14 protein-coding genes are annotated in these 15,935 nt (G+C 63.8%); 11 read left to right on the forward strand and 3 right to left on the reverse strand.

Annotation, left to right across the window (positions count from 1 at the left end):
- Positions 1 to 15 precede the first annotated feature (15 nt).
- The 5 genes from CXY77_RS09220 to CXY77_RS09240 are packed head-to-tail and all read left to right on the forward strand — an operon-like array spanning position 16 to position 4,558.
- The gene (locus CXY77_RS09220) at positions 16 to 918 is read left to right on the forward strand and encodes a F0F1 ATP synthase subunit gamma (RefSeq protein ID WP_092340867.1); all 903 of its coding nucleotides are present in this window, start codon (positions 16 to 18) and stop codon (positions 916 to 918) included.
- A 17-nt stretch (positions 919 to 935) separates the two neighbouring features.
- Positions 936 to 2,399 (forward strand): F0F1 ATP synthase subunit beta, encoded by a 1,464-nt coding sequence (atpD, locus tag CXY77_RS09225; protein ID WP_092340868.1) that lies wholly within the window; start codon positions 936 to 938, stop codon positions 2,397 to 2,399.
- A 2-nt stretch (positions 2,400 to 2,401) separates the two neighbouring features.
- The gene (locus CXY77_RS09230) at positions 2,402 to 2,674 is read left to right on the forward strand and encodes a F0F1 ATP synthase subunit epsilon (RefSeq protein ID WP_092340869.1); all 273 of its coding nucleotides are present in this window, start codon (positions 2,402 to 2,404) and stop codon (positions 2,672 to 2,674) included.
- A gap of 16 nt (positions 2,675 to 2,690) precedes the next feature.
- Positions 2,691 to 3,518 (forward strand): YaaA family protein, encoded by an 828-nt coding sequence (locus tag CXY77_RS09235; RefSeq protein ID WP_104088750.1) that lies wholly within the window; start codon positions 2,691 to 2,693, stop codon positions 3,516 to 3,518.
- 41 nt (positions 3,519 to 3,559) lie between these two features.
- On the forward strand, positions 3,560 to 4,558 hold the full coding sequence (locus CXY77_RS09240; protein ID WP_092341094.1) for a malate dehydrogenase: 999 nt from the start codon (positions 3,560 to 3,562) through the stop codon (positions 4,556 to 4,558).
- A gap of 21 nt (positions 4,559 to 4,579) precedes the next feature.
- On the opposite strand, the gene CXY77_RS09245 is transcribed toward CXY77_RS09240, so the two are convergent.
- Positions 4,580 to 5,092, reverse strand: a complete 513-nt coding sequence (locus CXY77_RS09245; protein ID WP_092340871.1) for a methylated-DNA--[protein]-cysteine S-methyltransferase — start codon at positions 5,090 to 5,092, stop codon at positions 4,580 to 4,582.
- Between the two features lie 113 nt (positions 5,093 to 5,205).
- On the opposite strand from CXY77_RS09245, the gene CXY77_RS09250 reads away from it, so the two are divergent.
- The 4 genes from CXY77_RS09250 to CXY77_RS09265 all read left to right on the forward strand — a co-directional run bounded on the left by CXY77_RS09250 (position 5,206) and on the right by CXY77_RS09265 (position 11,450).
- A complete protein-coding gene (locus tag CXY77_RS09250) occupies positions 5,206 to 6,168 on the forward strand; it encodes an aldo/keto reductase (protein WP_104129977.1) in 963 nt (320 codons plus the stop codon).
- A gap of 158 nt (positions 6,169 to 6,326) precedes the next feature.
- Positions 6,327 to 8,060, forward strand: a complete 1,734-nt coding sequence (locus CXY77_RS09255; protein WP_104088751.1) for an ABC transporter ATP-binding protein — start codon at positions 6,327 to 6,329, stop codon at positions 8,058 to 8,060.
- A complete protein-coding gene (locus CXY77_RS09260) occupies positions 8,057 to 10,021 on the forward strand; it encodes an ABC transporter ATP-binding protein (RefSeq protein ID WP_092340877.1) in 1,965 nt (654 codons plus the stop codon). Before CXY77_RS09255 ends, CXY77_RS09260 begins: the two co-directional genes overlap by 4 nt.
- 94 nt (positions 10,022 to 10,115) lie before the next feature.
- Positions 10,116 to 11,450: a DUF4192 domain-containing protein gene (locus CXY77_RS09265; RefSeq protein WP_104129978.1), complete on the forward strand. Its 1,335-nt coding sequence runs from the start codon at positions 10,116 to 10,118 to the stop codon at positions 11,448 to 11,450.
- A 74-nt stretch (positions 11,451 to 11,524) separates the two neighbouring features.
- Here CXY77_RS09265 and CXY77_RS09270 read toward each other — a convergent pair whose 3' ends face one another.
- The gene (locus CXY77_RS09270; RefSeq protein ID WP_092340879.1) at positions 11,525 to 12,955 is read right to left on the reverse strand and encodes an aspartate aminotransferase family protein; all 1,431 of its coding nucleotides are present in this window, start codon (positions 12,953 to 12,955) and stop codon (positions 11,525 to 11,527) included.
- Positions 12,956 to 12,959: 4 nt separating this feature from the next.
- On the reverse strand, positions 12,960 to 13,442 hold the full coding sequence (locus CXY77_RS09275) for an Lrp/AsnC family transcriptional regulator (RefSeq protein WP_092340880.1): 483 nt from the start codon (positions 13,440 to 13,442) through the stop codon (positions 12,960 to 12,962).
- Positions 13,443 to 13,565: 123 nt separating this feature from the next.
- On the opposite strand from CXY77_RS09275, the gene CXY77_RS09280 reads away from it, so the two are divergent.
- Positions 13,566 to 15,002 (forward strand): gamma-aminobutyraldehyde dehydrogenase, encoded by a 1,437-nt coding sequence (locus tag CXY77_RS09280; protein ID WP_092340881.1) that lies wholly within the window; start codon positions 13,566 to 13,568, stop codon positions 15,000 to 15,002.
- An 84-nt stretch (positions 15,003 to 15,086) separates the two neighbouring features.
- Entirely contained in the window at positions 15,087 to 15,890 is an 804-nt protein-coding gene (locus tag CXY77_RS09285; RefSeq protein ID WP_369831299.1) for a PP2C family serine/threonine-protein phosphatase, read from the forward strand.
- Positions 15,891 to 15,935 lie beyond the last annotated feature (45 nt).

The following is a 15,935-nucleotide window of genomic DNA, read 5'->3' on the forward strand; positions in this document are numbered from 1 at the left end:
CAAGGAAGCAGACACATGGGAGCGCAACTTCGGGTCTACCGGCAGAAGATCAAGTCTGCCCAGACGACCAAGAAGATCACTCGGGCCATGGAGCTGATCTCCGCCTCGCGCATCCAGAAAGCGCAGGCGCGAGTCGCTGCGTCAACCCCGTATTCGCGAGCGGTCACCCGCGCCGTATCGGCCGTGGCCACGTACTCCAACGTGGAACACGTGCTCACAACCGAGCCGGAGACGATCAGCCGTGCTGCGGTGGTCATCTTCGCTTCGGACCGTGGCCTGGCGGGTGCCTTCAGCTCCCAGGTGTTGCGTGAGGCAGAGTCGCTCAGCGAACTGCTGCGCAGCCAGGGCAAGGACATCGTCTACTTCCTGGTCGGCCGTAAGGCCATCGCCTACTTCAGCTTTCGGGGCCGCGCGTCGGAGCGAATCTGGACCGGCGGCACCGACCAGCCGCAGTTCGAGACTGCCAAGGAAATCGGTGAGGCCCTGCTGGAATCGTTCCTGCGGGACGCTTCCGACGGCGGCGTCGACGAGATTCACATCGTTTACAACCGTTTCGTGAGCATGGTCACCCAGGTGCCAGAGGTCGTTCGACTGTTGCCCCTCGAAGTTGTCGAGGGTGTGGAAGAACCAGGCGACAACAAGGTTCTTCCGCTCTACGAGTTCGAGCCCGACGTCGAAACGGTTTTGGACAGCCTCCTCCCGGTGTACATCGAGAGTCGCCTGTTCAACGCGATGCTGCAGTCGGCGGCATCTGAACATGCAAGCCGCCAGAAGGCAATGAAGTCGGCCAGCGACAACGCCGACAAGCTGATCACGGACTACACCCGCCTGTCCAACAACGCGCGGCAATCCGAGATCACCCAGCAGATTTCCGAGATCGTGGGTGGAGCCGATGCGCTCTCATCCGCCAAGAAGTAACCAGAGAAGAGAGAGCAATGACTGACACCGCAACCGCGCCAGTCCGCGCGGAGGATACGGCCGGTTCTGTTGGCCGCATCGCCCGTGTCACGGGCCCCGTTGTCGACATCGAGTTTCCGCACGACTCGATCCCCGGCATCTACAACGCCCTGAAGACCACGATCACCATCGGCGACGAGTCGAACGAGATCACCCTCGAGGTTGCCCTGCACCTCGGTGACGACCTGGTTCGTGCCATCGCGCTCAACCCGACCGACGGACTTGTCCGCGGCCAGGAAGTGCGCGACACCGGCAGCCCCATCACGGTGCCGGTTGGAAACGTCACGAAGGGCAAGGTCTTCAACGTCATCGGCGATGTCCTCAACGCCAAGCCGGGCGAGAAGATCGAGATCACCGAGCGCTGGCCCATCCACCGCAAGCCGCCGGCCTTCGACCAGCTCGAGTCCAAGACTCAACTGTTCGAAACCGGCATCAAGGTCATCGACCTTCTCACGCCGTACGTTCTCGGTGGAAAGATCGGCCTGTTCGGTGGTGCCGGCGTCGGCAAGACCGTACTCATCCAGGAAATGATCCAGCGTGTTGCGCAGGACCACGGTGGAGTATCAGTGTTCGCCGGCGTTGGCGAACGTACCCGTGAGGGCAACGACCTCATCGCCGAGATGGAGGAAGCCGGCGTCTTCGACAAGACCGCCCTGGTCTTCGGCCAGATGGACGAGCCGCCGGGAACGCGTCTGCGTGTCGCGCTCTCCGCCCTCACCATGGCTGAGTACTTCCGCGACGTGGAGAAGCAAGACGTGTTGCTCTTCATCGACAACATCTTCCGCTTCACCCAGGCCGGTTCCGAGGTGTCGACCCTGCTGGGCCGGATGCCTTCCGCAGTGGGCTACCAGCCGAACCTGGCCGACGAGATGGGCATCCTGCAGGAGCGCATCACCTCGACCCGTGGCCACTCGATCACCTCGCTTCAGGCGATCTACGTTCCCGCCGACGACTACACCGACCCGGCACCGGCGACCACCTTCGCCCACCTCGACGCGACCACCGAGCTGTCTCGTGAAATCGCGTCGAAGGGCCTGTACCCGGCCGTCGACCCGCTCACCTCGACCAGCCGTATCCTCGACCCCCGCTACCTGGGTGCCGATCACTACAACACGGCCGTACGCGTCAAGGCGATTCTGCAGAAGAACAAGGAACTCCAGGAGATCATCGCGATCCTCGGTGTTGACGAGCTCTCTGAAGAAGACAAGGTCACAGTTTCGCGTGCCCGTCGTATTCAGCAGTTCCTCTCCCAGAACACCTACATGGCGAAGAAGTTCACCGGTGTCGAGGGTTCCACTGTTCCGCTCAAGGACACCATTGAATCGTTCACGGCAATCGCCAACGGTGACTTCGACCACGTAGCTGAGCAGGCTTTCTTCAACGTCGGTGGCATCAACGACGTCGAAGAGAAGTGGGCTCAGATTCAGAAGGAGAACGACTAAGCATGGCGAAGTCGCTGTCCGTCAGCGTTGTCTCGGCCGACCACCAGGTGTGGACGGGCGAGGCGACGATGGTTGTCGCCAAGACCGTCGAGGGCGAGATTGGCATCCTGGCCGGTCACGAACCGATGTTGGCGATCCTGGCCGTGGGTGACGTTCGTCTCACCCTGCCTGATGGCTCCAAAGTTCTGGCCCAGGCCGAGGATGGATTCCTGTCGGTCGACAACGACATGGTCACCATCGTGGCGCGCAAGGCTGAACTCGTGGGTTCCAAATAACCCGTCTGAACCACCAGTGCTGATACTGCTTCCGCCGTCGGAGACGAAACGCTCCGGCGGCGAAGCTGTACCCCTGGACTGGACCACACTCGCTTATCCGGCCCTGACGGTGAAACGTCGGGTGCTCGCGCGGGCGCTGGTCTCCCTGGCGCGGCATCCCGAGGACGCCCGTGCCGCCCTCAAGCTGGGCCGCACCCAGCTGTTCGAAATCGACCGCAACCGCGAGCTGCTGACGTCTCCGACGCTTCCCGTCATCGACCGCTACACCGGCGTGCTCTTCGACGGGCTGGATGCTGCCACCCTGTCGGCTGCGCAGCGCCAGTTCGCGCACGCCCACCTGGTCGTACACTCCGCACTGCTCGGCCCGCTCGCCGCCCTCGACCCCATTCCGGCGTACCGGCTGTCGCACGATTCACGAGTGCCGAACGTGACCCTGGCCAGCCACACGCTCAAACAGCACTGGAGTGCCGCGGTGGCGACGCTCCTCAGCCAGACCGACGGACTGCTGCTCGACCTGCGATCCGAGGCCTATGTGGCGCTAGGAGCGAAGCCCGTGCGGCCGGATTCGCTGTACCTGCGGGTGGTCGCCGATTCCGAAGACGGGCAGAAGCGTGCCCTGAACCACTTCAACAAGAAATCCAAGGGCGAATTCACGCGCGCCCTGCTTCAACACGAACACGAGTTCACGACGGCGAGCGAACTGATCGACTGGGCCCAATCGGTCGGAATTCGCCTCGGTCAGGGCGCACCCGGCGAACTGGAGCTCGTCGTTGAACAACACCTCGCTGCGGCCGGCCGGCCGGCCGCATCCACGATCTATTCTGGGGTTAGGCTGGGCGCGTGAGTACAGACGCCAGCACCTTTTCCCCAGCGGTCAACGTTCCCATTCTTCGGCAACCGGTTAATGTCACCGTCACCGGTGCCGGCGGACAGATTGGCTATGCGCTGTTGTTTCGCATTGCCGCTGGCGCCTTGCTGGGACCGACGACGCCGATCCGCCTCACCCTGCTGGAAATACCCCAGGGGCTGAAAGCCGCGGAGGGCACCGCGCTCGAACTCGAGGACTGTGCCTTCGGCCTGCTGCGCGGGGTAACGGTCACCGATGACCCCACGGTGGCGTTCGACGGAGTAAACATTGCGCTTCTGGTCGGCTCCCGCCCGCGAGGACCTGGCATGGAACGTGCCGACCTGCTGGGCGCCAACGGTCGCATCTTCGGGCCGCAGGGTGCGGCCATCAACGCCGGCGCCGCCGACGACGTGCGCGTGCTCGTGGTGGGCAACCCCGCCAATACGAATGCCCTCATCGCGGCCGCACACGCGCCCGACGTGCCGAGTGACCGCTTCACCGCCATGACCCGGCTCGACCACAACCGCGCCGTCGGGCAATTGGCCAACCACCTTGACGTGGCCGTCGGGGCGATTCACGGATTGACCGTGTGGGGAAACCACTCGGCGACTCAATACCCGGATGTCTTCCACGCGACCGCCCAGGGTCGAGCGGTGAGTGAGCTGGTCGACGAGCAGTGGCTCGCGGAGACGTTCATTCCGCGCGTCGCCCAGCGCGGGTCGGAGATCATCGCCGTGCGGGGCGGCTCCTCGGTCGCCTCCGCCGCCAACGCGGCCATCGACCACGTCGGAGACTGGGTCACCGGCCGCGGCACGGATTGGACCAGCGCCGGGGTAGTCTCAGACGGCTCGTACGACGTTCCGCCCGGACTGGTCTGCTCGTTTCCGGTGCGCTCCGTTGATGGGCAGTGGCGCATCGTGACCGGGCTGCAACAAGGCGAATTCTCCCGCAGTCGAATTGCGGCCTCTGTTGCCGAACTCGTGGAGGAACGCGACGCGGTACGGGCCCTCGGCCTGCTGCCAGTCGGCCGCCGCTGAAACCGCGGCTTCACTGGTCGGTTACCGGTGTGCGATGCCCTCGTGGCTGAGCAGCCAGGCCTTGGTCGGGATGCCCTCTCCTGCGCTGTAGCCGGTGATCTGGCCACTGGTCGCGAGCACTCGGTGGCAGCCGATGATGATCGGCACCGGATTCGCGCCAACGGCCCCACCGATGGCGCGGCCCGATCCGGGCCGTCCAATGTCGTTGCCGAGCGCACCATACGAGATGACATCGCCGAATGTGAGGCTGGCCAGCCTCGCCCAGACGCTGCGCTGAAATTCGGTGCCGCGGGTGAGGTGCACGGGCAGGTCGAACGTCTGCCGGGTTCCGGCGAAGTACTCGCCGAGCTGTTCGGCCGCCCGTTGCAATACCGGGGAGGGCTCCTCTGGGGTCGCGTCGAGCGGCAGCTGGCCGTCGGTTTCGATGGAAAGGGAAAGGATGCCCTCATCGTCGGCGGTGAGTTCGAGCCGGCCGATCGGGCTGGGGAGGCGGAGTAGGTGCGCGGGAGTGAGTGCAGTCGGGATGCTGTCCATGATTCGACTGTAGCTGCCACCCTCGGCGTCGCCTCGCGGGTTTCGGACATCGGTGCACAACCGCCGACTACCTTCTCCTGTGCAGGAGGTGGCTGCGCCCCTAGTCTGTAAGGATGGCTCAAATTGAATATCGCAGACTTGGCTCATCCGGATTGACCGTCTCGACGATCGGGCTCGGGTGCAACAATTTCGGGCGCACCGGAACCGCGTCAGATACCCAGGACGGCACGACGGCGGTTATCGATGCTGCCTTCGAAGCCGGGGTGACGCTGTTCGACACCGCCGATATCTACGGTGCCGAGCGTGGCCTCAGCGAAACGCTCATGGGGCACTCGCTGCGCGGCAAGCGCGACCAGATCGTGCTCGCCTCGAAATTCGGCATGGATATGGGCGGCCTGAACGGTCCGGACTGGGGCGCGCGGGGCTCACGCCGGTACATCCGTTTGGCCGTCGAGGCATCGCTGCGTCGGCTGCAGACCGACTGGATCGACCTCTACCAGCTGCACGTTCCCGACTCGTCAACACCCATCGAAGAGACGCTGTCCACCCTGCACGACCTCATCACCGAGGGCAAGATCCGTTACATTGGTCACTCCAACCTGGCCGGGTGGCAGATCGCCGAGGCCGACTTCACCGCTCGCATGAACGGGCACCCAGCGTTCATTTCAAGCCAGAACGAATACAGTCTGCTCGTGCGCGATGTCGAAGACGAGGTATTGCCGGCGGTGAACGCCTTCGGTCTCGGGTTTCTGCCCTTCTTCCCGCTCTACAACGGCCTGTTCACCGGCAAATTCTCCCGCACGGGCGGGCCAGCCGACAGCCGCATCATGATGATCAGGCGCCATCTCGCCGACGATGCCCCGTGGGACGTGATCGAGCAGTATCAGGAATGGTGCGACGCGCGCGGCGTGACCATGCTGGCGGCGACGTTCGCCTGGCTTCTGGCCCAGCCCGGCCTGACCAGCGTTATCGCCGGCGCCACCAAACCCGAGCAGATTCGACAAAACTCGGACGCGGCGACGTCGTGGCAGCCGTCGGTCGATGAAGTTGCCTACATTTCAAACCTTTTCGCCTGAACGCAGCAGGTGAAGTCGGCGCACGAGTCGGTGTTTTCTGCGCAGAGCGCAATATTTTTAGTCGACGACGTGACGGTAAGAGTGCACTATTGCTTCAGTGGTTGCTGCGCCCGACCCATCCGGTCGGGCGGGCATCCGTCTTTTAATAGGAGAACTTCGTGCTGTGGTCCTTGCTCGTGCGTTACCTGCGCCCATACTGGCAACTGCTTCTAGGGGTGATCGTCTTTCAACTGGCCCAGTCGATCGCCTCGCTCTTTCTGCCCACCCTCAACGCTGACATCATCGATGAGGGTGTGGCAACCGGTGACTCCGGCTACATTCTGCGCGTGGGCGGCCTCATGCTGCTGATCACCCTCGCCCAGATCATCTGCGCGATCGTGGCCGTGTACTTCGGAGCCAAAGTCGCCATGAAGGTCGGCCGTGACCTGCGCGGGGCCGTGTTCAGCCGGGTCGGTGAATTCTCGGAACAAGAAGTCACCCGGTTCGGGGCTCCCTCACTCATCACCCGCTCCACCAACGACGTGCAGCAGGTGCAGATGCTCGTGCTGACCACCTGCACCCTGCTGGTCTCCGCACCCATCCTCAGCATCGGCGGTGTGATCATGGCGATCCGCCAGGACGTGCAACTGTCCTGGCTCATCGCGGTGAGCGTGCCGATTCTCCTCACCGGGGTCGGCCTCATCGTCGTGAAGATGGTGCCGCTGTTCCGCAAGATGCAGATCCGCATCGACACCGTCAACCGGGTGCTGCGGGAGCAGCTCACCGGCATCCGTGTGGTGCGCGCGTTTGTGCGGGAGACGCAAGAGGTGGCACGGTTCGCCCAGGCCAACCGGGACGTCACCGAGGTAGCACTCAGCTCCGGGCGCCTGATGGCGCTCATGTTTCCCATCGTCATGCTCGTGCTCAACGTCTCGAGCGTCGCCGTCATCTGGTTCGGCGCGTTCCGCATTGAAGACGGATCGATGCAGGTGGGCACGCTCATCGCGTTCCTCAGCTATCTCATGCAGATTCTCATGGCCGTCATGATGGCCACGTTCATGGCCGTCATGATTCCGCGCGCGGCCGTGTCGGCGGACCGCATCGGTGAGGTTCTCGCCACCGAATCAAGCGTCGTACCGCCGGCCAACCCGGTGAACGCAACGGTCGGTCAGGGCGAACTCGAACTGCTCGACGTGGGCTTCGCTTACCCGGGCGCGGAACAACCCGTGCTGCGCAACGTGAGTTTCATCGCCCGGCACGGCGAGACCACCGCGATCATCGGCAGTACCGGCAGCGGAAAGACCACCCTGGTGAACCTGCTGCCGCGGCTGTTCGACGCGACCAGCGGCTCCGTACTGGTCGACGGCGTCAACGTGCGCGAGCTGAACCCCGACCTGCTCTGGGGCCACATCGGCCTTGTACCGCAAAAGCCGTACCTGTTCTCCGGAACGGTGCGCAGCAACCTGCTCTACGGCAAACCCGACGCGAGCGAAGACGAACTCTGGCAGGCCCTCACGATCGCGCAGGCCCGGGACTTCGTCACCGAAATGGATGGCGGGCTCGATGCCAAGATTGCCCAGGGCGGCACGAACGTATCGGGCGGTCAGCGCCAACGCCTCGCCATCGCGCGCGCCCTGGTGAAACGGCCGGAGTTGTACATCTTCGACGACTCGTTCTCAGCCCTCGACCTCGCCACGGATGCCCGACTGCGGCTTGCCCTCAAGCAGAGCACCGATGGCGCCACCATGGTCATCGTCGCCCAGCGGGTGTCGAGCATCATCGACGCCGACCAGATCCTCGTGCTCGAAGACGGCCGCATCGTCGGCCGCGGAACCCACGAGCAACTGCTCGACTCGAACACCACGTACCAGGAAATTGTGTCATCCCAGCTCACCGCGGAGGAAGCAGCATGAGCGAGACTCACGCCGACGACAAGCCGGCTCCGCGTCCGCAGCGCGGAGGCGGCCCGTTCGGCGGTATGAGTCTGCCGGCCGAGAAGTCGATGAATTTCACCGCGTCGGGCAAGCGCCTGCTCGGCAAGTTGCGTCCTGAGCGCCTCTGGCTGATGCTCGTGCTGGCCCTCGCTGTGATCAGCGTGACCTTCTCGGTGCTGGGCCCGCGCCTGCTCGGTGAGGGCACCAACCTGATCTTCTCCGGCATCGTGTCGAAGTCCCTGCCGAGCGGCAGCAGCCAGGCCGACGTGATCGCGGGGCTGCGGGCATCCGGCAACAGTACCCAGGCCGACATGCTCAGCGGCATGACGCTGACCCCGGGCCTCGGCATCGACTTTGCCATGCTCTCCACCGTGCTGTTCTGGGCGCTCGCACTCTACGTGCTGTCGAGTGTGTTCAGCTGGATGCAGGCGTATGTGCTGAACGGTGTCGTGCAGCGCACGGTGTATCGACTGCGGGAGGAGATTGAGGCGAAGATCAACCACCTGCCGCTGAGCTACTTCGACAAGAAGCCGCGCGGTGAACTTCTCAGCCGGGTCACTAACGACGTCGACAACATCTCGCAGAGCCTGCAACAGTCGCTCAGCCAGGTGGTGACGAGCCTGCTAACGGTGATCGGCGTGATCGTGATGATGCTCATCCTCTCGCCGCTACTGGCTCTGATCGCCCTCGTGACGGTGCCGCTCACGCTGGTGATCACGGCGTTCATCGCCAAGCGTTCGCAGAAACTGTTCGTGGCCCAGTGGGCCAACACCGGCGAGCTGAACGGTCAGATCGAGGAGACGTTCACCGGCCACGCCCTGGTCAAGGTGTTCGGCCGCCAAAAGGAGGTCGACGCCCGGTTCAAGCAGAAGAATGATGACCTGTACGAGGCCAGTTTCGGTGCCCAGTTCATCAGCGGCATGATCATGCCGGCGATGACCTTCATCGGCAACCTCGTCTATGTCGCCATCGCTGTTGTGGGAGGCTTGCAGGTGGCTTCGGGTGCCATGCAGCTCGGCGACGTGCAGGCATTCATTCAGTACTCCCGCCAGTTCACCCAGCCGCTCGCGCAACTCGGGTCGATGGCGAACCTGCTGCAGTCGGGTGTCGCATCCGCTGAACGCGTGTTCGACCTGCTCGACGCCGACGAACAGAGTGGAGACCCCGATCCGGCCGAGACCCCAATAGTGGTGCACGGCCGTCTCGTCTTCGAGAACGTGTCGTTCCGGTACACCGAGGACAAGCCGCTGATCGAAGAACTCAGCCTCGTGGCTGAACCCGGGCAGACCATTGCCATCGTTGGCCCGACCGGAGCCGGCAAGACCACACTGGTGAACCTCATGATGCGGTTCTACGAGATCGACTCCGGGCGCATCCTGCTCGACGGAGTCGACGTGGCCACCATGACCCGGCACGACCTGCGCAGCCGCATGGGCATGGTGCTGCAGGACACCTGGCTGTTCGGTGGCACGATCCGCGACAACATCGCCTACGGTCGACCGGATGCGACGGAGCAGGATATTCTCGCAGCCGCCACCGCGACCTACGTCGATCGGTTCGTGCACTCGCTGCCCGACGGGTATGACACCGTGCTCGACGATCAGGGCAACAACGTGAGTGCCGGTGAAATGCAGCTGCTCACCATCGCGCGGGCGTTCCTGGCGAAGCCGAGCGTGCTCATCCTCGACGAGGCGACCAGCTCGGTGGACACCCGCACCGAGGTGCTGGTGCAGAAGGCGATGGGCGCTCTGCGGGCCGAGCGCACGAGCTTCGTCATCGCGCATCGGCTCTCGACTATTCGGGACGCCGACCTGATTCTGGTGATGGAATCGGGGCGCATCGTGGAGCAGGGCAACCACGTGCAGCTGCTCGCCGCCAACGGTGCCTACCAGGCGCTGTACGCCGCACAGTTCGCCGCGCCCGTCGCCGACGAGGTCTAGCCCCGGCTCCTCCCCAACCCGTCGCCTGCCCGTGTCATCCCCAGATTCGGGCAGGCACCGGCGGCGGTGCGGACCGCGCTGGCACAGTGGCGGCATGCATCCGACCATTGTCAAAGCCCAGAAGGCTCAGGACTTTCTGGCACTCGTTCCCCAGCTGCTCGGTTTCGTTGCCGAGTCCAGCGCCGTTCTGGTGGCGTTTCGTGGCAACCGCACCTGCGGCGCGCTGCGTTTCAACCTGCCCGACGACGACGCACCCCACAAGGTATACAAGCGCATTGCGACGACCCTCGCCGGAATGCTGTGCAAGATCCCCGGAGTCGACGCCGTCGTCCCGGTGATCTACACCGATGATTCCTTCAACGATGCAGTCGGCATTCCGCGCGAACAGTTCGCCGAGATTCTGAATCGGCGACTCGAGCTGAGCGGATTTCTGTTGCGTGATTCCCTGTGCGTTGCAGCGGATGCCTGGGGCAGCTACCTCGACCCGAACTGCCCGGCCGCTGGGCACCCACTCAGCGATATCACGGAGTCACCGATTTTCGAGGCGGTGCCCCCGGAGGCCGCGCCCGACTTGCCGCGCCCGCTGGGCACACTGCAGACCGGCGCTGACCCGATCGGTGTCAACCTGGCGACCAAGGAACGCCTGGCCCGCCTCTACCGGCGGTATCGGCATCTGCTCGCGCGGGGCGAGAACACTCCGCAGCTGTTCGCCGCCCTCAGCGTTGCGCTCGACCCGGTAGCGATTGCCGAGGACGCGCTGACCTGGCCGAACCCACCCACCGAAGAGAACGCCGCAGCGCTGCTCGTGCTCGTGCAGTCCCCGCCGAACCGCGACCAGATCATGGTGCAATTCGCGTTCGGGCGTGAGGAAGGCGTGCGCGCTCACGAAATCAACCGGCGGTACGCGCAGCTCCAGTACGAAACCGGGCGAAGCCTTGACGACCTGGTGGCCGCAGAGATCGACTCGGGCGACCCGACCGCCGAACACACCGGTGACATCATGCTCGGCCTGCAGACGGAACGACCCGACGTAGACCGCATTCGCATCGCGATCACCCTGCTCCGCACCGTCGTCGCCATGGCGCCGCGTTCGGCGAGGCCGGCGCCGCTGTGCATGCTGGCGTGGCTGTCCTGGGCGCTCGGCAGTGGGTCTGTGGCCGGATTCTTCGTTGACCAGGCACTCGCCATCGACTCGCAGTACAGCATGGCCACCCTGCTTAACCTGCTGCTCACGTCTGGGCATCTGCCGGAATGGGCGTTCGCAGTGCCGCGCGGTGACGACGACGACGCGGCGGACGAGGGCTACGAAAACGATGAGGACTTCGGCGAAGACGCTGCGCTCAGCGACGATGCCGTGTGGTTCTTCGAAGGCGAGAACGAGGAGTACGACGACGCTGACGATGACGACGCGCGGGCAGCTGACGGATGACGCGGGTGCAGCACGACCTGACCCGGTCTCGCATCCGTTTGAATGCCAGACCGGGCCGCCGGTTGCGAGGCGCACTAGATGTACTTCGGAGCCTCCGACAGCACGCCGTGCAGAATCTCGCCGATCTCGGCGAATTCCGTTGGGCCCACGGTCAGCGGCGGAGCGAGTTGGATAACCGGGTCGCCGCGGTCGTCGGCGCGGCAGTACAGGCCGGCTTCGTAGAGCGCCTTCGACAGGTACCCGCGCAGCAGACGCTCGGACTCTTCGTCGTTGAAGGTTTCCTTGGTGCCTTTGTCCTTGACCAGTTCGATGCCGAAGAAGTAACCGGCACCACGCACGTCACCGACGATCGGCAGGTCGAGCAATTTCTCCAGTTCCTTGCGGAACAGCGGCGAATTCTCGCGAACGTTCTCGTTGAGCTTTTCCTCTTCGAAGATGTCGAGGTTGGCCAGGGCAACCGCCGAGGAGACCGGGTGGCCGCCGAAGGTGTAGCCGTGGTAGAACGTCGTGTCGCCGTGTTTGAACGGTTCGTAGATGCGGTCGCTGACAATGGTCGCGCCGATGGGCGAGTATCCGCTGGTCATGCCCTTGGCACAGGTGATCATGTCGGGCTGGATGTCATAGGTCGTCGAGGCGAACATGTTGCCGATGCGGCCGAATGCTGTGATGACCTCGTCGGCGACCAGGAGCACGTCGTACTTGTCGCAGATTTCTCGCACGCGCTTGAAGTAGCCGGGGGGCGGCGGGAAGCAGCCGCCGGAGTTCTGTACCGGCTCCAGGAAGACAGCCGCAACGGTTTCGGGGCCCTCGAACTCAATCATCTCTTCGATGCGGTTCGCGGCCCATTGGCCGAACACCTCGAGGTTGTCGCCGAGGCCGAGGCCAGGGCTCATCTCGTCGGCCCGATAGAAGTTCGTGTTGGGAACGCGAAAACCGCCCGGGGTGACCGGTTCGAACATCTCCTTCATCGCCGGGATGCCGGTGATGGCCAGCGCTCCCTGCGGGGTGCCGTGGTAGGCAACGTTACGGGAGATGACCTTGTGCTTGGTCGGGCGCCCCATCAGCTTCCAGTAGTACTTGGCAAGCTTGAATGCGGTCTCCACGGCTTCACCGCCGCCGGTGGAGTAGAACACGCGGTTGAGGTCACCCGGGGCGTAGCTGGCGAGCCTGTCGGCGAGTTCGATCGCGTTCGGGTGGGCGTAGGACCAGATCGGGAAGAAGGCGAGTTCTTCGGCCTGCTTGGCGGCGACCTCGGCGAGACGCTTGCGGCCGTGGCCGGCGTTGACCGTGAACAGACCGCTCAGGCCGTCGATGTACTTCTTGCCCTTGGAATCCCAGATCTGATGGCCCTGGCCCTTGACGATGATGGGAACTCCAGCGCCGGATTCCATCACCGACTGACGGGAGAAGTGCATCCAGAGGTGATCCTTGGCCTTTTGCTGCAGCTCGGCGTTGTGGGCGTCGCTGTACGCGGTCGGTGAATCGATGGGTGTGGTGAGAGTCATTTTTTTACCGTGTTCCCCAGTTATAGAACTGTTTGTGGAGTTTGAGATAAACGAACGTCTCGGTGGAGAGGACTCCATCGAGATTGCGGATCTTGGAGTTGAGCAGTTCGAGCAGTTCGTCGTCGTCTTCGCAGACGACCTCGGCAAGAATGTCAAAGGTGCCGGCCGTGAGCACGACGTAGTCCACGGCATCGATCTCGGCCAGCTGCTCGGCCAGTATGCGGGTATCGGCCGACGCGCGAATTCCGATCATGGCCTGGCGAAAGAAGCCCAGCTGCATCGGGTCCGTCACGGCGACGACCTGCATGACGCCCGAGTCAGTGAGCTTCTGCACCCGTTGACGCACGGCCGCCTCGCTGAGACCGACGGCTTTGCCGATCTCTGCGTACGACCGACGTCCGTCGGCCTGCAGCTGTTCGATGATCTTTTTCGACACATCGTCGAGCTGGGCCAGCTTGGGCGGGTGACCGCGCCTTTGTCCATTCATGCATCGATTGTGTCAGTCAAAATGCACTTCGGCAAGCGAATCCGTCGCACATTATGCAAATCACTGCGGATTTCATTTGTGAATCTGGGTGCATCTCACATTGAAATAGGTACACTGGGCCGCATGAGTGCCCCCGAACTACGTAACTTTATCAACGGCCGGTACGTCGACTCCACCGCGACGGATCGGTTCGACCTCATCGACCCTGCCACCGAAGCGATCTACGGAAGCAGCCCGGTGTCGACCGCGGCAGATGTTGATACGGCCTACCGGGCCGCGGCATCCGCTTTTGAAATCTGGGGCGAGAGCACCCCGGCCGTGCGGCAGCTCGCGCTGTTTCGCATAGCGGACGCGATTGAGGCGCGTGCCGAGGAATTCGCCGATGCCGAGTCGCTCGATACCGGCAAGCCGCGCTCGACCCTGGTAGACGACGAGATTTTGCTTTCGGTCGACCAGATCCGCTTCTTCGCCGGCGCCGCGCGCAACCTCGAAGGGCGTGCGGCCGGCGAGTATATGACGGACCACACCTCGTTCATCCGGCGTGAGCCGATCGGTGTCGTCGGCCAGGTCACTCCGTGGAATTACCCGTTGAACATGGCGGTCTGGAAGTTCGCGCCCGCGCTCGCCGCCGGTAATACAACCGTGCTCAAGCCCTCGGACACCACCCCGAGTGCGACGTTGCTGCTCGCCGAGGTCGCGGCGGAATTTTTGCCGGCCGGCGTGCTCAACGTGATCACCGGGGACCGCACCACCGGTGCCGCGATGGTCGATCACAAGACCCCGCAACTTGTCTCGATCACCGGTTCGGTACGAGCCGGAATGGCCGTTGCCGAGGCTGCGTCACACGACCTCAAGCGGGTGCACCTGGAATTGGGCGGCAAGGCACCGGTGATCGTGTTCGACGACGCCGATATCGAGCTCGCCGTTGCCGGGATCGTCGCCGCCGGCTTCTTCAACGCCGGCCAGGACTGCACCGCGGCTACCCGGTTGCTCGTGCAGGGCGGCATCCACGACGAATTCGTCGCAGCGCTCGCCGCCTATGCCAGGGACAACGCTCGCACCGGAGCCCCGAGCGAGCAGGGAATCCTGTTCGGACCGGTCAACAATGTCAACCAGCTCGCCCAGGTGTCCGGCTTCGTCGACCGGCTGCCCGACCACGCCGTGCTCGAACTCGGCGGACACCGGGTCGGCAGCACCGGGTATTTTCATGAAGCGACCATTGTCAGTGGCCTCAAGCAGACGGATGAGGCGGTGCAGCAGGAGATCTTCGGCCCGATGATGACCGTGCAGCGCTTCACCGATGAGTCCGAGGCGTTGCGTTGGGCGAACGACGTGCAGTACGGTCTGGCCTCGTCGGTGTGGACGCGCGATCACGGTCGTGCGATGCGTTTCGCCAAGCATCTGGACTTCGGTTGCGTCTGGATCAACACACACATCCCCATCGTCGCCGAGATGCCACACGGCGGTTTCAAACACTCCGGCTATGGCAAGGACCTCTCGATGTACGGGTTCGAGGATTACACCCGGATCAAGCACGTGATGAGCTACATCGGACACTAGGCGGTGCGGTGGCGCCAAGCGGTGACGTTATTATGGTCCAAGTCCTTCGGCGAACGTTGGAACCACACTCGGAAGGCACCACCCGTGACCCAGATTGGTCAAGGTTCGACCGAATTTCGTGTCGAACTGCCCAGCGTTGCAACGACGTTAACGCTGGCGTGGGCAGTCCTGACCGATGTCGGTCATCGCCGTGAGGTGAACGAAGACAGCCTGCTCGCCCTACCGCCGCTGTTCGCCGTCGCTGACGGCATGGGCGGTCACTCGGCCGGTGACGTCGCCAGCGCTGCCGTGGTGACCCGACTCGCCGAACTTTCCGGAACCCTCGTGGCCGAGGCCGGTTCGATCGACCGGGCGCTCGCGCTCGCGGTCGAGGATATGGCGCAGGGGGTCGGCGTCACCGACCAAGGCACCGGAACCACGGTGACCGGTGTCGCCTTGGCCCTGGTCTCGGATGCGGTCAGCTGGATCGTCTACAACATCGGTGACTCTCGGGTGTACCAGCTGACTGACGGTGTGCTCGAGCAGGTCACGAATGACCACTCGGTCGTGCAGGAACTCGTCGACGCTGGGCGCATCACCCGGGAAGAGGCCGACGTTCACCCGCACGGCAACATCATCACGCGCGCCGTCGGCTTTCACGAACCACCGATTCCCGACTACCGCATCCTGCCGATTCAGGCCGGCATGCGCATTCTGGTCTGCTCCGACGGGCTCACTAAGGAGCTCACGTCCTACGGCATCCGGCATTTCCTGCTCGAGAAGAAGCTGGCAGCGGATGCCGTCGCCGCGATGGTTGAGGCGGCCCTCGACAATGGCGGTCGCGACAATGTCACCGCAATCGTGGTCGATGTGCTCGCGGTCGAACCCTACGAGGTGCCAGAGACCTGATCGTAGCTATTAGGCATGACCTACTACCTGTCGTAAGGTAGTAGC

The sequence above is a fragment of the Cryobacterium sp. N21 genome (assembly GCF_002929575.1).
Lineage (GTDB): Bacteria > Actinomycetota > Actinomycetes > Actinomycetales > Microbacteriaceae > Cryobacterium > Cryobacterium flavum.

Bases quoted from the DNA above. Each gene is read 5' to 3' on its own strand.
- CXY77_RS09245 (WP_092340871.1), bottom strand. From the start codon at position 5,092: ATGGACAGCATCCCGACTGCACTCACTCCCGCGCACCTACTCCGCCTC.
- CXY77_RS09220 (WP_092340867.1), top strand. From the start codon at position 16: ATGGGAGCGCAACTTCGGGTCTACCGGCAGAAGATCAAGTCTGCCCAG.
- CXY77_RS09260 (WP_092340877.1), top strand. From the start codon at position 8,057: ATGAGCGAGACTCACGCCGACGACAAGCCGGCTCCGCGTCCGCAGCGC.
- CXY77_RS09275 (WP_092340880.1), bottom strand. From the start codon at position 13,442: ATGAATGGACAAAGGCGCGGTCACCCGCCCAAGCTGGCCCAGCTCGAC.
- atpD (WP_092340868.1), top strand. From the start codon at position 936: ATGACTGACACCGCAACCGCGCCAGTCCGCGCGGAGGATACGGCCGGT.
- CXY77_RS09250 (WP_104129977.1), top strand. From the start codon at position 5,206: ATGGCTCAAATTGAATATCGCAGACTTGGCTCATCCGGATTGACCGTC.
- CXY77_RS09265 (WP_104129978.1), top strand. From the start codon at position 10,116: ATGCATCCGACCATTGTCAAAGCCCAGAAGGCTCAGGACTTTCTGGCA.
- CXY77_RS09280 (WP_092340881.1), top strand. From the start codon at position 13,566: ATGAGTGCCCCCGAACTACGTAACTTTATCAACGGCCGGTACGTCGAC.
- CXY77_RS09270 (WP_092340879.1), bottom strand. From the start codon at position 12,955: ATGACTCTCACCACACCCATCGATTCACCGACCGCGTACAGCGACGCC.
- CXY77_RS09230 (WP_092340869.1), top strand. From the start codon at position 2,402: ATGGCGAAGTCGCTGTCCGTCAGCGTTGTCTCGGCCGACCACCAGGTG.